This window comes from Nocardioides marinus (assembly GCF_013408145.1).
In the GTDB taxonomy this organism is placed as follows: Bacteria; Actinomycetota; Actinomycetes; order Propionibacteriales; family Nocardioidaceae; genus Nocardioides; species Nocardioides marinus.
This window is the reverse complement of the sequence record NZ_JACBZI010000001.1, coordinates 2,149,772-2,163,644: the sequence shown is the minus strand read 5'-3', so window position 1 is coordinate 2,163,644 and position 13,873 is coordinate 2,149,772. Positions and strand designations below refer to the sequence as shown.

Sequence of the window (13,873 nt, the reverse complement as noted above, 5' to 3'; positions counted from 1 at the left end):
CATGAGCAGGTTCGCCTGGCGGGTGCTGGCGGGCTGCGGGCTGCTGGTCGGCCTGGCCTTCACCCAGGACCCCGGCTACGTCGTGGCCGACACCAAGTTCGACCTGGTGGCCGCGCCGGGGGACTTCGTGCTGCGCGCCCTGCACCTGTGGGACGGCGAGGGCGCCTTCGGCCAGCTGCAGAACCAGGCGTACGGCTACCTCTTCCCGACCGGGCCGTTCTTCCTCGCCGGCGTGCTGGCGGGGGTCCCCGGCTGGGTGGTGCAGCGGCTGTGGTGGGGACTGGTGCTGGCCGTCGCCTTCGCCGGCACCGCCCGCCTGGTGCGGGCGCTCGGCGTGCGCAGCGACCTCGCCTGCCTGCTGGCCGGCGTGGCCTACGCGATGTCGCCACGGATGCTCACCACGCTCGGACCGATCTCCAGCGAGAGCTGGCCGATGGCCCTGGCGCCGTGGGTGCTGCTGCCGCTCGTGGTCGGTGCCGAACGCGGGTCCCCGCGGATCGCCGCCGCTTGGGCTGCGGTCGCAGTCGCCCTCGTCGGCGGCATCAACGCCGCGGCGGCCTTCGCGGTCATCCCGCTCGGGGCGGTGTGGCTGCTGACCCGTACGCCGGGTCCCCGCCGCCGTGCGCTGATGCTGTGGTGGCCGGTGCTCACCCTGCTCGGCACCCTGTGGTGGCTGGTGCCGCTGGTCGTGATGGGGGCCTACAGCCCGCCGTTCCTGCAGTGGATCGAGACCGCCTCGGTCACGACCTTCCCCACCACCGTCGCCGACGCCCTGCGCGGCACGTCCAACTGGGTCGCCTACATCGACACCACCTCCCGCGCCGGACGTGACCTGCTGAGCACGCCCTACCTCGCGCTCGACGCCGGCGTCCTGCTGCTCCTGGGTGCCACCGGCCTGACGCTGCGCAGCAACCCCCACCGCGCCTTCCTGGCACGCGGCCTTGCGGTCGGGCTGCTGCTGGTCACGCTCGGCCACGAGGGGGTCGTGCAGGGATGGGGTGCGGCCACGCTGCACGACCTGCTCGACGGGGCCCTCTCGCCGATCCGCAACGTCCACAAGTTCGACCCGATCATCCGTCTGCCCCTGGTCATCGGGCTCGCGTACGCCGTCGAGGCGCTGCGTGCGGCGTCCACCACGCCCACCCCGGCGACCCCCCGGTTCCGCCTGGACCGTGCCGTGCTGACCGCCACCGCCGTGGCCGTCGTGGCGGCGGGTGCCGTGCCCGCGCTGACCGGCCGGATCGCGCCGCGCGAGCCGGTGGTGGCCGTGCCCGGCTACTGGTCGGCCACGGCTCAGTGGCTGGAGGAGCGCGACGCCGCCGACGGCGACGCGACCGCCCTGCTGGTGCCCGGCTCGGGGTTCGGCCGCTACCAGTGGGGCTCCCCGGACGACGAGCCGCTGCAGTGGTTGGCCGACTCGCGCTGGGCGGTCCGCAACGTCGTCCCCCTCGTCCCCGCGGGGCAGATCCGGATGCTCGACGGCATCGAGCGGCGACTCGCCGAGGGCCGCGGGTCGCCGGGGCTCGCCGACGCCCTGGCGCGTGCGGGGGTGCGCTACGTGGTGGTCCGCAACGACCTGACCCGCTCCGACGACGTCCCCGACCCGCTCCTGGTGCGCCAGGCCCTGCAGGAGTCCCCGGGCCTGGTCGTCGCGCAGACGTTCGGCCCGGTGCTCGGGGGCGAGGCGCGGCTGGAGGGGACCGACGAGCGGGTCGTGGTCGACGGCGGGTGGCAGACCCGCTACCGCGCCGTCGAGGTCTGGGAGGTCGCCGGCGCCGAGCGCGCGGTCCTCGCCGAGGACCTCCCCGTCGTGGTGGGCGGCCCCGAGGACCTGGCCGACCTCGCCGACCTCGGGGCGCTCGACGAGCGACCGGTGCTGCTGGGCACCGACCTGCCCGAGGACCTGGGGTCGGAGGTCGACGACGACCTGCGGTCGGCACTGGGGCCGCTGGTGCTCACCGACGGGCTGCGGCTACGGGAGCACGCCTTCGCGCGGACCCACGACGCCGACAGCCCGGTGCTGGAGCCGGGTGCCCCGCGACGCAACGGCAACCCGACCCCTGACTACCAGCTGGACGGGGACACCGAGGGGGACACCGAGGGGGACGACCGGTGGCGTACCGCGGCCCGCCTCGAGGGGGTCGCGTCGGTCGACGCGTCCTCCTCCGATGCCTGGACCAGCTCGCTGGGCCCGGTCCGACGCGCGGCGCAGCCCTGGTCGGCCCTGGACGGCGACCCGCGGACGGCGTTCCGCACCGGCCCGTTCGCGAGCGGGACGCAGTGGTGGGAGGTGACCTTCGAGGAAGCCCGGGTGCTCGACCGGGTGACGCTCACCGGTGGCGACGAGGCGCTCGAGGACCAACGGGTGCGGGTGGTGACCGACGAGGGCGCGACCGAGGAGCTCGCGCTCGGACCGGGTCAGTCCCGGGTCGTCCTGCTCGATGGTGCGACCTCCGCCTCCCTGCGGGTCGAGTCAGCCCTGCCCGACCGCCCGTTGCAGCTGGCGGAGGTCGACGTCCCCGACGTCGAGCCCCGGCGACCCTGGGTGCTCCCGCCGGTGCCCGAGTCCTGGCTGGCGCTGTGGGACCGGCCCGACGTGATCGCCCTGCGCGCGGACCGCGACGCCCGTACGGGGTGCGTGGTCGCCTCGGACCTGCGTCGCACCCGCGAAGAGGTCCGGTGCGTCGACCGCCGCGCCGTCGCCGACGAGGAGCCCGACGGCCTGGACCGGGTGGTGACCCTGCCCGCCGCCGCGACCTACGAGGACGTGACCCTGCGGGGAAGGCCCCGGGCGGGTGCTGCCCTCGACGCCCTGGTCGTCGAGGGCCGCGCGATCACCGCCCGAGCCTCCTCGACCGCGGTCGCCGACCCCCGCGCCGGCGCACTGGCCGCGATCGACGGGGACCCCGGCACCACCTGGATCGCCGATGCTGCCGAGGACTTCCCGAGCCTGGAGGTGTCCTGGCTGCAGGAGCGCGACGTCGCCGGCCTGAGGGTGCGGCTCGACCCCGACACGGCGGCATCGCGGCCCACCGCCCTGCGGCTGACCTGGCCGGGCGGGACCCGCGACGTCGAGCTCGTCGACGGCCGTGCCGACCTCGCCGACGACCCGGTGCGCACCGACCGACTCACGCTCCGGGTGCTGGGCACCGAGCCCACCAGGGACCTCGGGTTCGACGGGGTGGGACGACCCGTGGGTGCCGGGATCAGCGAGCTCCGTCTGCTCGGGGTGCCCTACGAGCCGCTCAAGCCGTCGCTGGAGACCCGGCGCTTCGGCTGTGGCACCGGTCCCGACCTCGAGGTCGGGGACCGGCTCGTCACGACCCGGTTGGTGGCCAGCCCGGCGACGCTGCTGGCCGGCGACGACGTGGAGCTGCGCCCGTGTGGTCGGGAGGTCCGACGCGACCCGGTCCTGACGCTCCGCGCGGGGGAGACCCGTGTCCGACTACGGGACACGGCCGCGGTCGAGGCGCTCTCCGTGGTCCTCGGCACCCTCCCCTCGGGTCCGGACCCGACCAGCGTCACCGTCGACGAGGGGGCCGCGACCCGGGCCTTCGAGCTCCCGACCGGGAGCACCGGGGTGCTCGTGTCCCGGGAGAACGCCAACCCTGGCTGGACCGCCCGCCTGGACGGCACCCTCGCCGCGATCACCGTGGACGGCTGGCAGCAGGGCTGGCTGGTGCCGTCGGCAGCCGGAGAGGACGAGCCGGTCGTCGCGACCTTCGGTCCGGACCGGCCCTACCGGATCGGGTTGGTCGTCGGTGCGCTCACGCTGGCGCTGCTCCTCCTGGGGACCGCGGTCGCCGCGTGGCGCTCCCGGCGCCGGGAGCCTGCCGGGGTGCCACCCGCCCTCGGTGGTCGCAGGCACGGCCCGTTCGTGGCGGCGCTGAGCAGCACCGTGGCGGGCGGGCTGCTCGCCGGCACTGTGGGCGCCGTGCTCGGTCTCGTGGTCGGGGTGCTCGTGCCCGTGGCGTTGCGCCGCCTCCCAGCCGGCGCCGTGGACGCGGTGCCGTGGCTGCTCGCGGCGCCGCTGCTGGCCGTGGGCGCGGCGTACGCCGTGCGTCCCTGGGGCGATGCAGCGGGTTGGGCCGGCGCGTGGGCGTGGCCCTCCTACCTCGCGCTCGTGCCCGTGCTGGGTGCGCTCGCCGTCGCCGCGGACCCCGCCCGGCGGCGGGCCAGCGGGTGGCGCCCCTTCAGGCGCAGCGCGGGCCGCTCGACCAACCGGTAGGCGAGCTCGGCGGCCACCAGGCTGACCGCCAGGGTCGCGAACCACAGCGGCCAGAAGTCCACCGTGAACACGTCCCACGCCGTGGTGGACGTGAGCAGGTGCAGCACGGGCACGTGGAGGCAGAACAGCCCGTAGGACGTGAAGCCGAGGTGCCGGGCGACCGGGTGCAGCAGCACCCGGTCGTACGCCGTGGGGTGCGATGGCACCTCGCGGAGCACCGCGGGCAGCACCACCAGGCCGCCGATCGCGGCGTAGAGCAGGTTCTTGGTGAGTGCCTCGGCGTCGGTGGGCGGGTCGAGCACCAGGGGGCCGGCCAGCGGCGTGGTCGCGATCAGCAGCAGTGACCCGGCCAGGAGCCAGCACACGCCGGGCTGGGCGGCCAGGGAGCGCAGTGCGGCCACTACCCGGCCTCCGCGACCCTGCTCGTGGAGCACCGAGGCCAGGGCCAGGCCGATGCCGACGGCGAACCAGTCGAGGTACCCGACCAGCCACTGTGGCGTCGCGACCAGGCTGTCGCCCAGCGCCCAGGCCGCACCGGAGAGGTGCCACCAGGCGCTGAGGGCGGTGAGCACGACCAGCAGCGCGACCACCCGCGGGGTGCGCAGCCTCCGCCCCACGCCGATCAGCATCAGCAGCGGCAGCAGCAGGTAGAAGTGCAGCTCCACCGCCAGGCTCCACATGTGGGTCAGTCCCGCCGGGAAGCTGACGTCGACGAGCGTGGAGGCCAGCAGGTACGTCGCGACCCGGTCGCCCCAGCCCAGCCCTCGGTTGGCCTCCACCAGGGCCAGCGCCAGCGTGGCGGTGACGACGTAGACCGGCAGGATCCGCAGGGCCCGCTTCCACAGGTAGTGACCGGTCCCCGGGGCCGGGCGGCCCACGGCGGCCCGCGCAAGCCAACCGCGCGAGAGCAGGAAGCCGCTGAGGGTGAAGAAGAGCGCGACACCGACGTCGAGACGCGCCAGCAGCGCGCCGACGGTGCCGTTCGTGCCGTAGCTGGCCGACCAGAAGCCGACGTGCGTGGTGAGCACGGCCAGGGCGCCGACGGCGCGCAGGGTGTCGACGTGGGGGAAGGTCGTGCCGGTCTCGGGCGGCGTCTCCACGCCCAAGCCGGAGTCGACAGGCATGCTCACCGCGCCACCTCCAGCTCCCCGACGACCACCTCGTCGACGCACAGTGTCTCGCCCTCCGGCAACCCGCCCAAGCGCACGGTGTCGAAGTCGCCCTCGACGCGCACGAGCACCTCGCCCAGCCCCTGCACCACCGGCGCCCGCACCGGCTCGTCCCCGTCGACCTCGACCAGCACGTCGGTGCCGGCCGAGGCGAGGTAGCCGATGCGCAGCCACCAGACCAGGTCGATCGTCGGACCGGACAGCGGCACCGTCGTCCAGCCCGACCGCACCCGCCAACCGCAGCCCTCCTCGGGGCCGGTGCCGGAACGGATCTCGCCGTCGACGCTCGCCTCGACCAGCGACCCGCGCTCGTCGAGCACGTGCAGGTCCTCGCTGGCGTCGGGGAACCGCGCGTTGTCCACCAGCAGGGGCAGCAGGTACGCCGTGGTGTTGCGGGGGAAGTGGTAGCCCGGCACCACGTCCTCGGGCACGACCTGGTCGGCGACGTCGACCGGGCCGGCGCCGGCGAGGGAGTCGGTCGCGGCCGTGAGGTAGGCCCGACCCGGGTTGTCGGTGTGCCACTCGTGGACGTAGCGCCACGAGGACGCCGCTCCACCCAGCACCACGGCGACCAGCAGCACGGCACCCGTCACCGAGGTGGCGCGGTGCGGGGCCCCGGCCCGCTCACGGGGCGCGGAGGAGCCCACGGCCCCGGGCAGCCCGAGGACGGCCAGACCCACGGCCAGCAGTGCGACCGGGAGGACGTCGGTGAGGTAGCGCAGCTCGGTGCCGATGACCGACCCGATCACCTGCGCCCGGCTGGTGGCCACCAACGCATAGGCCAGCGCGGCGTAGCCGCCGACCAGCAGCCAGCAGCGCAGCGTCCGGCTGCGGCGGCGCCACAGCCACCCGGCCAGCACCAGCAGCACCAGCCACGACAGCGCGACGGCGACGGCGGGTGGGTCCGCGCGGCTCACCGGCGGGTTGTCGACGGCCCAGCGCCACGGTCCGCCGAGCAGCGCGGTGGGCAGGGCGCGACCGAGCATCTGCCACACGAGGTCACCGGCCACGCCGGAGTCGACGTCCTCCTCGACCACCTGCGGGACCTGCGTGGCGTAGTAGCCGGCGTACGTCGCCGCCAGGACCCCGAGTGCCACGGCGGCCGGCCACGCCCGGACGAACGCCGCGCGCACTCGCTGCACCGGCCCGCCCTCGACGAACCAGCCCAGCAGGAGCGCGGCCAGCACGAGCAGCACCAGCGCGGTCTTGACGTACGCCGTGAGGCCGAGCAGCAGGAGCCCGGCGGTGGCCGCGAGCCAGCGCAGCCGCCCGGTGCGTAGGTAGGTGACCCACGTGGCGAGGCTTCCCCACAGGGCCACCTGCAGCGGCAGCTGGTTCAGGGAGGCCGCCCACCACATCGTCGCCGGCAGGGTCAGTGCCGAGGTCAGGTAGACCGCCAGCAGGGCCAGCACCGCCGGGCGGGCCCCGAACAGGACGACCAGTGCGACCAGGCAGACCAGGCCGGCCAACGCCGAGGCGACGAGCGCGGTGGTGGCGGCGACCGCCCAGCTCTCGTGGCCCGAGGCCGTCACCAGCCACGCCAGGGCGCGACCGAGCGGCATCAGCTGGGAGTCGAAGGGCTCCAGCAGGTCGGCGGGGGAGCGGCCGGTGAGTGCGTCACCGGCGAGACGGTGGTCGTCGGTGTAGAACCACGAGCCGTACAGGGCCCACGCCCGTCCCGCCGTGGCCAGCGCCACCATCAGCAGTCCGGCCACCCAGACCGCCGACACAGTGTCCGTCCGGCCCGTCGGCTGCGGCTCCTCCCCACGCACCGCGCGAGTGTGGCACAGCGTGCGGCGGGGGAAGGGATTGTGGCGAATGCCACGAAAACGTCTGCGGTGCAGTAGCGTGGATTCGTTGCATGACCGTCGCCTGGGAGGGGACGGGACTTTTTCCTGGGGAGGGAATTGTGCGTAGTTGGATCGGCCGTGTCGTCTTCGGCCTTGGAGGGTTCCTGGTCGTCGCCGGCCTGTTGGGTCTCGTGTGGGCCCCGGGCGTGGTGGAGAAGACGCCGGTGGACGTCAGCACCATCACCTACCTCGACGGCGAGGCGGGCAAGCTGGATGCCGCGACGGGTGAGCTGGTGCGCAACCCGATCTACGCGATCAGCGACACCAGGACCGACAGCGAGGTCTCCACCGACGACACCGTCGCGTGGGTCTCCTTCTCCTGCGTGATGATCGACCGCGGCGGCGAGCGCGAGTGCGTCGACGGGTCGCCGGACATGATCACCGCCTCGGTCGACGTGTTCGCCAGCGACCGGGTCACCGCGGAGGCCGTCAACGAGGGCGTGGACCTGCCGGCCGACGCCACTCCGCACGAGGGCCTGGTCAACAAGTGGCCGTTCAACGCCGAGCAGACCACCTACCCGTACTGGGACGGCACGCTGGGCCGCACCGTCGACGCCGTGTTCGACCGTACCGAGGACATCGACGGCCTCGAGACCTACGTCTACCAGGTCTCCGTCGTGGAGGCGCCCGCCGAGATCGCCGCCGGCACCCAGGGCACCTACTCGACCGCCAAGGAGATCTTCGTCGAGCCCAAGACGGGCTCGATCGTCAACCAGACCGAGGACCAGCAGCGCTGGCTCGCCGACGGCACCCCCGCCCTGGACCTGCAGCTCGCCTTCACCGACGAGCAGGTCGAGACCTCCGTGGCCGACACCAAGGACAGCCTCTCGCTGCTCACCCTCATCGAGGTCGTGCTGCCGATCGTCGGCTTCGTCGGCGGTGGCCTGCTCCTGGTGGTCGGCTTCCTGATGATGCGCCGCCCCGCCGCCCGCCCGGTGGCGCACCGTGAGCGCGAGGTCGTCGGCGCCGGTCGCTGACCCTCGATCTCCCCCCGGCACCTGATCGGGTGCGACCTCAGCCGAGGTCGCACCCGATCACTGCTGTTCCGGGCCCGATCCGGCCGCGGACGCCCGACCAGCCGCCCCACACACGCTCGTGCCCCTCGGGCCACTCGGGCTCGAGGAGGTCGGTGATCCGGAAGCCGTGACCGGCGAGGATGCCCACCCAGTCGCCCAGGGTGCGGTGGTGCTCCACGTAGGACACCGCACCGGTCGACTCGTCCACCTCGACGTAGGGCGTGCGGTCCCAGTAGGACTGCGAGGCGACCAGCCCGTCGGTGCCCGGGTCGTCGGGGAACATCCACCGGGTCGGGTGGGTGATCGAGAAGGCGAACCTGCCCCCGGGGCGCAGGACCCGCGCCACCTCGCCCACCGCCTCGCCGAGGTCGGCGACGAACTGCAGCGCGCCGAAGGACGAGAACACCGCGTCGAAGCTGGCCGCCCGGAAGGGCAGGGCGGTCGCGGTGCCGAGGACCGAGGGCACCCACAGCCCCGTCGACTCGTCGAGCCGACGCGAGTGCTGCAGCTGGCGGTACGAGAGGTCCAGACCGACGCCGCGACCACCGCGGGAGCGGACCCAGCGCGAGCACTGCCCTGCCCCGGAGCCGACCTCCAGCACGTCCTTGTCCCGTACGTCGCCGAGGACCCCGGCCTCGGCCTCGGTGAGGCCCTCGGGACCCCAGACGAAGCCGGCGTCGCCCAGGAACTCCCCGTGCGTGGCCTGGTAGTCATCGGCGTAGCGGTCCCAGTCGGGTCCGTTGGCGGCCCGTGACTCGGCCTCGTCCACCGCGCGGCGCTCGACCCGCACCGGGGGCAGCGGAGGGTGGTCGCGCGAGTCGGGGGTGACCGGGGGGAGCTGGTCGCTCACGCCTGGGACCCGGCCGGCAGCGGCCGGCGGCGGTTGAGCGGCAGCCTCCCCGCCAGGTCGCCGAGGGGGCCCACCGCGCGGTGCAGCGCGTCCGCGGAGGTCGACAGGGTGGGCACGACCTCCGCCAGCTCGGCCAGGCGCGGCTGGATGGACTCCAGCGTGTCGCCGAGCGCGACCAGCTGGTCGAGGGTGCCACCGTCGGCGAGCAGACGCTCGACGAACCCGTCGTCGGTGAGCATCCGGTCGGCGAGCCCGCCGGGTCGCAGGACCAGCTCCAGCAGCCCGCCGGGCTGGGTCAACCGGTCGACGGGACCGCCCGGCTCCAGCAGCCGCTCGAGCACACCCTCCTCGGCGACCACGCGGTCCAGCGCCCCACCCTCTCCGAGCAGCCGGTCGAGCGGCCCGTCGGCCGCCAGCAGGCGGTCCAGCACCCCGTCGCGGGCGACCAGGCGGGTCAGGGGTCCCTCGTCGGCGAGCAGCCGGTCCAGCACCCCGTCGCGGGCCAGCATCCTGCCCAGCGGGCGGTCGGGGGCCGTCAGCTCGTTGACGACCGACGCCAGGCGCATCGGGCCGTCCTCGTCGGTCAGCAGGTCGACCAGCTGCTCGGCGTACCCGTGCTCGCCGATGACGCGCAGCACCAGGTCGGCGTACCCACCCGGGCGACGGATCGGGCCGTCGGGGGAGACCAGGGTGTCGAGCTGGAGGGTCGTCTGGGTGGCGGCCACCGCGAGTCGCCAGGGGAGCAGTGCAGCGTCGAGCGCGAACGTGGCAGGGGGACGGGCCATGGGAGCACGCTACGTGGGCACCGCCCGGCGGTGGGAGGATCCGCCCCATGTCGGACGCCCATGATGCCCACTCGCCCACCGGGTTCGCGGACATGCGGCCGCTGCCCGGTGGGTGGTCGGGACGCACCTTCCTCGCCGAGGCCGGTGGCGAGCGCACGGTGGTGCGGGTCCACGAGCCCGAGGACCGTGACGGTCCGACGCGGGATGCGGCCGTGCTGGCCCTGGCCGCCGCTGCGCTGGAGGGGTGCGCGCCCGTCCCGGGCGTCGTCGAGGTCCGGGAGGGGGATCCGGCGAGCGGCGCGCCTGGCCTGCTCCTGACCGAGCACCTGCCGGGGGAGCGGGGCGACCTGTTGCTGCCGCGGCTGGACGACCAGGGACTGGCCTCCGCGGGCGCCGCGCTCGGCGAGGTCGTGGCGCGGCTGGCCGGCACCGTCCAGCCACGACCGGGCCGGTTCGCCGGGGCCACCCTCGAGATCGAGGAGTGGGAGCCACCGTGGGACACGGAGCTGGTGGTGGAGCTGGGGGCGGCACTGGCGCCGCGACTGGGGCTCGACGAGGCCCAGGCCCGTGAGCTGGCCGCCCTGTGCCGGCACGCCGACGACGTGCTCGGGGACTCCTCGGGAGCCGTCCTGGTGCACGGGGACCTCAACCCCAAGAACGTCCTGCTCGAGCAGGACCCGGGCGGGGCCGTGCGGGTCAGCGGGGTGCTGGACTGGGAGTTCGCCCACGCCGGGACGGTCGGCGCAGACCTGGGCAACCTGGTGCGTTTCGACCGGTCACCGGCGTACGTCGACGCCGTGCTGGGCACGGTGGCGCAGCGACGAGGTGTCGACGAGCCGACCCTGCTGGAGCGCGCCCGCGCGGTGGACCTGGTGGCGGTGATGGAGCTGGCCACCAGGAGGGGGACGAACCCGGTCGCCGAGCGGGCCCACCGCCAGCTGGTGGCGATGGTACGAGCCGGCGACCTCCACGCCACGGCGGATGCTCCCTAGACTCCCCTCGGGCCACAGGTGACCCGAGGGGAGCCCCGCCCCGCCATGGTGCGGTCCAGGTTCCCTCCCCGGAAGGGGCTACCTCAGGGGTGCCCCGGGGTGCTGCGGGGGTCGAGCGGGTCGCTGCCCGCCCGGACCTCCTTGCCGTCGCTGGCACCGCCGCGGTCCGTGTCCTTGGTGCACGGGTCGGTGCCGTAGCGCTTGATCTCCTCCCGGTCGGTCAGGCCGTCCCGGTCGGAGTCCTTCCTCTTGGGGTTCGTCGGGCACTTGCCCCAGTCCTTGTTGGCCGTCCCCTTGATCTCGACCTTGTCCTTGAGGCCGTCCCCGTCGGTGTCCTTCTTCAGGGGGTTGGTCTTGTAGCGCTTGACCTCCTGGCCGTCCTTGAGGCCGTCCTTGTCGGTGTCCTTCTGCTTCGGGTTCGACCCGATCTTGAGGACCTCGCGGCCGTCGCTGAGGGTGTCGCCGTCGGTGTCGGCGTCCAGCGGGTCGGTCTTGTAGGTGTTGACCTCCTCGCCGTCGAGCAGGCCGTCACCGTCGGTGTCGGGGTCGTTCGGGTCGGTGCCGAGCACGCCCTCCTCGGTGTCGGTCAGCCCGTCGTCGTCGGAGTCGACGACGTTCTGCTCGTCGTTGGGGGTGTTCGGGTCGGTCGCCGGCGTGGAGGAGGTCTCCTCGCCGTCGGTGAGGTCGTCGTCGTCGGAGTCCGCGTCGAGCGGGTCGGTGGGCTCGTTGCCGAAGGTGTCGTTCTCCGAGCCGGTGACCTCCTCGAGGTTGGTCAGCTCGTCGCCATCGGGGTCCTCGTCGGCGTCGGAGGTGCCGTCGCCGTCGGTGTCGGCCTCGTTCGGGTCGGTGCCGGTGAGGTCGATCTCCTGGGAGTCGGTGAGCTGGTCACCGTCGGTGTCGGCTGCGTTGGGGTTCGTCGGCTCGTTGCCGTAGCCGTCGTTCTCCGAGCCGGAGGTCTCCTCGCCGTCGGTGAGGCCGTCGCCGTCGGAGTCCGCGTCGAGCGGGTCGGTGGGCTCGTTGCCGAAGGTGTCGTTCTCCGAGCCGGTGACCTCCTCGAGGTTGGTCAGGCCGTCGCCGTCGGGGTCCTCGTCGGCGTCGGAGGTGCCGTCGCCGTCGGTGTCGGCCTCGTTCGGGTCGGTGCCGGTCTCGTAGATCTCCTGGCCGTCGGTGAGCCCGTCGCCGTCGGAGTCGGGGTCCCGCGGGTCGGTCGGCTCGTTGCCGAAGGCGTCGTTCTCGTCACCGGAGACCTCGTCGCCGTTGGTCACGCCGTCGTTGTCGGCGTCACCGGCCGGGTCGAGCACGTCGTCCGCGGCGTCGTTGGGGTCGGTCGCCGGGGTCGCGGCGACCTCGTCACCGTCGGGGACGCCGCCACCATCGGTGTCGGCCTCGTTCGGGTCGGTGGGCTCGTTGCCGAAGGAGGTGTTCTCCGAGCCGGAGGTCTCCTCGCCGTCGGTGAGGCCGTCGCCGTCGGAGTCCGCCACCAGCGGGTCGGTGGGCTCGTTGCCGAAGGTGTCGTTCTCCGAGCCGGTGACCTCCTCGAGGTTGGTCAGGCCGTCGCCGTCGGGGTCCTCGTCGGCGTCGGAGGTGCCGTCGCCGTCGGTGTCGGGGTTGTTCGGGTCGGTGCCGGTGAGGTCGATCTCCTGGCCGTCGGTGAGCCCGTCGTCGTCGGAGTCCGCGTCGTTGGGGTTCGTCGGCTCGTTGCCGTAGCCGTCGTTCTCCGAACCGGTGACCTCCTCCAGGTTCGTGATCCCGTCGCCGTCGGCGTCCTCCTGCCCGTCCCCGGTGCCGTCGCCGTCGGTGTCGGGGTTGTTCGGGTCGGTACCGATGATCGGCTCGACGTCGTCGTCGAGGCCGTCGCCGTCGGAGTCGCCGGCCGTGCCGCAGGTGATGCCGCCGGCCGGTGCGGTGGCCGACGCTGCGAGGGGGAAGAGGTCGACCTCGGCGACGTCGATGATCCCACCCAGCGTCAGCTTCACGTGGAGGGCCGTTGCCTCGGCGGAGATCGCGGTCGGGGTCTTCGTCGTCGTGACCAGCCGACCGGCGGACAGCTCCAGCAGCATGGCGCTGCCCGGGATGCTCTCGTCGAGGACGAAGTCGGCGTCCTGGGCGAGGTCGATGAGGGGGCCGCCGTCGATGGAGATGACGGGGGCCGTGTAGGTGGCCTTCGTGCCTGCCGCCGTTCCGTCGGTCTCGACCTTGAGGCTGGGGGCGCTCACGACCTGCAGGAGGCCGAGACCGGCGATCTGCAGGTCGGCGGTGCTGCCCCGGGCCTCGGAGACCAGGGTGCGGCCGCCATTGGCGCGACCGTTGTCGACCAGCGTGGCTCGCTGGGAGACCGAGGCCGTTCCGGGGAGCCCGACCAGACCACCGTCGACCGCTGCGCCGAGGAGGGCGACATCCGCCGTCGAGACCATCGAGTCGGTGAACGGCACGTTCGCAGGGACGCAATTGCCGTTGGCCAGGAACCGGGCCTGCGCCGACGCGTTCGAGACGCCCAGGTCCAGGATCGGGTCCAGGGCGTCGGCGGGTCCACCCGGGTTCAGCACCAGTCCGTCGACGACGGGCTTGACGTTGTTGGGCGGTGCCTCCTGGTGGACGTCGCCGAGCAGGAACTCGTTGAGCGCCGAGGTCAGCGGCGCGAGCCCGGCCACGTCGGCAATGTTCTTGGCGTCGGCCACGGCGCGGGGGTTGGCCCCGTTGAGGCTCCCGCTGGCCTGGGCGACCGACAGGTCCGCCACGCCGCCGACGCCGGGCAGGGACAGGGCGCGGACGTGGGCCAGCTCGGCACTCGCCGCGGCGGTCGCGGTCGGGGGCAGCTGCAGCGGCGCCGCGCTCGCTGCGGGAGCGAACGGGACGGTCATCACCGTGTAGAACGCGGCCGTCGTGAGGCCGAGTCCCGCAGCGAGAGCGCGGCGACGCCGGGGGGTGGGGGGAGATGAGGACGGGGGTGCGGACATGGATGTCTCCTGTGTTTCATGGCGGG

The 13,873-nt window shown here is 73.9% G+C and carries 8 protein-coding genes; 3 read left to right on the top strand and 5 right to left on the bottom strand.

Going from position 1 to position 13,873, the window contains the following annotated elements; genetic code table 11:
- The first annotated feature begins 1 nt into the window (after position 1).
- Positions 2 to 4,228 carry an alpha-(1->3)-arabinofuranosyltransferase domain-containing protein gene (locus BKA05_RS10255; protein WP_179531341.1) on the top strand — a complete coding sequence of 1,409 codons (4,227 nt, stop codon included), beginning with the start codon at positions 2 to 4 and terminating at the stop codon, positions 4,226 to 4,228.
- Here the strand turns inward: BKA05_RS10255 and BKA05_RS10250 are convergent.
- Both BKA05_RS10250 and BKA05_RS10245 read right to left on the bottom strand, forming a co-directional pair.
- A complete protein-coding gene (locus BKA05_RS10250; RefSeq protein ID WP_246290186.1) occupies positions 4,111 to 5,352 on the bottom strand; it encodes an acyltransferase family protein in 1,242 nt (413 codons plus the stop codon). The genes BKA05_RS10255 and BKA05_RS10250 overlap by 118 nt on opposite strands.
- 2 nt (positions 5,353 to 5,354) lie before the next feature.
- Positions 5,355 to 7,169: a hypothetical protein gene (locus tag BKA05_RS10245; RefSeq protein WP_179531339.1), complete on the bottom strand. Its 1,815-nt coding sequence runs from the start codon at positions 7,167 to 7,169 to the stop codon at positions 5,355 to 5,357.
- Between the two features lie 137 nt (positions 7,170 to 7,306).
- Here BKA05_RS10245 and pgfA point away from each other — a divergent pair, with 137 nt between their 5' ends.
- On the top strand, positions 7,307 to 8,224 hold the full coding sequence (gene pgfA / locus BKA05_RS10240; RefSeq protein WP_179531338.1) for a cell envelope lipid trafficking protein PgfA: 918 nt from the start codon (positions 7,307 to 7,309) through the stop codon (positions 8,222 to 8,224).
- A 37-nt stretch (positions 8,225 to 8,261) separates the two neighbouring features.
- Here the strand turns inward: pgfA and BKA05_RS10235 are convergent, their stop codons facing one another.
- Positions 8,262 to 9,113, bottom strand: coding sequence for a class I SAM-dependent methyltransferase (locus tag BKA05_RS10235; protein WP_343045609.1), 852 nt, complete (start codon positions 9,111 to 9,113; stop codon positions 8,262 to 8,264).
- A complete protein-coding gene (locus tag BKA05_RS10230; RefSeq protein ID WP_179531337.1) occupies positions 9,110 to 9,898 on the bottom strand; it encodes an ABC transporter in 789 nt (262 codons plus the stop codon). The genes BKA05_RS10235 and BKA05_RS10230 overlap by 4 nt, the downstream gene beginning before the upstream one ends.
- A 47-nt stretch (positions 9,899 to 9,945) precedes the next feature.
- On the opposite strand from BKA05_RS10230, the gene BKA05_RS10225 reads away from it, so the two are divergent.
- The gene (locus BKA05_RS10225) at positions 9,946 to 10,890 is read left to right on the top strand and encodes a phosphotransferase family protein (protein ID WP_179531336.1); all 945 of its coding nucleotides are present in this window, start codon (positions 9,946 to 9,948) and stop codon (positions 10,888 to 10,890) included.
- An 83-nt stretch (positions 10,891 to 10,973) separates the two neighbouring features.
- On the opposite strand, the gene BKA05_RS10220 is transcribed toward BKA05_RS10225, so the two are convergent.
- A complete protein-coding gene (locus BKA05_RS10220) occupies positions 10,974 to 13,847 on the bottom strand; it encodes a hypothetical protein (protein WP_179531335.1) in 2,874 nt (957 codons plus the stop codon).
- Positions 13,848 to 13,873: the final 26 nt, after the last annotated feature.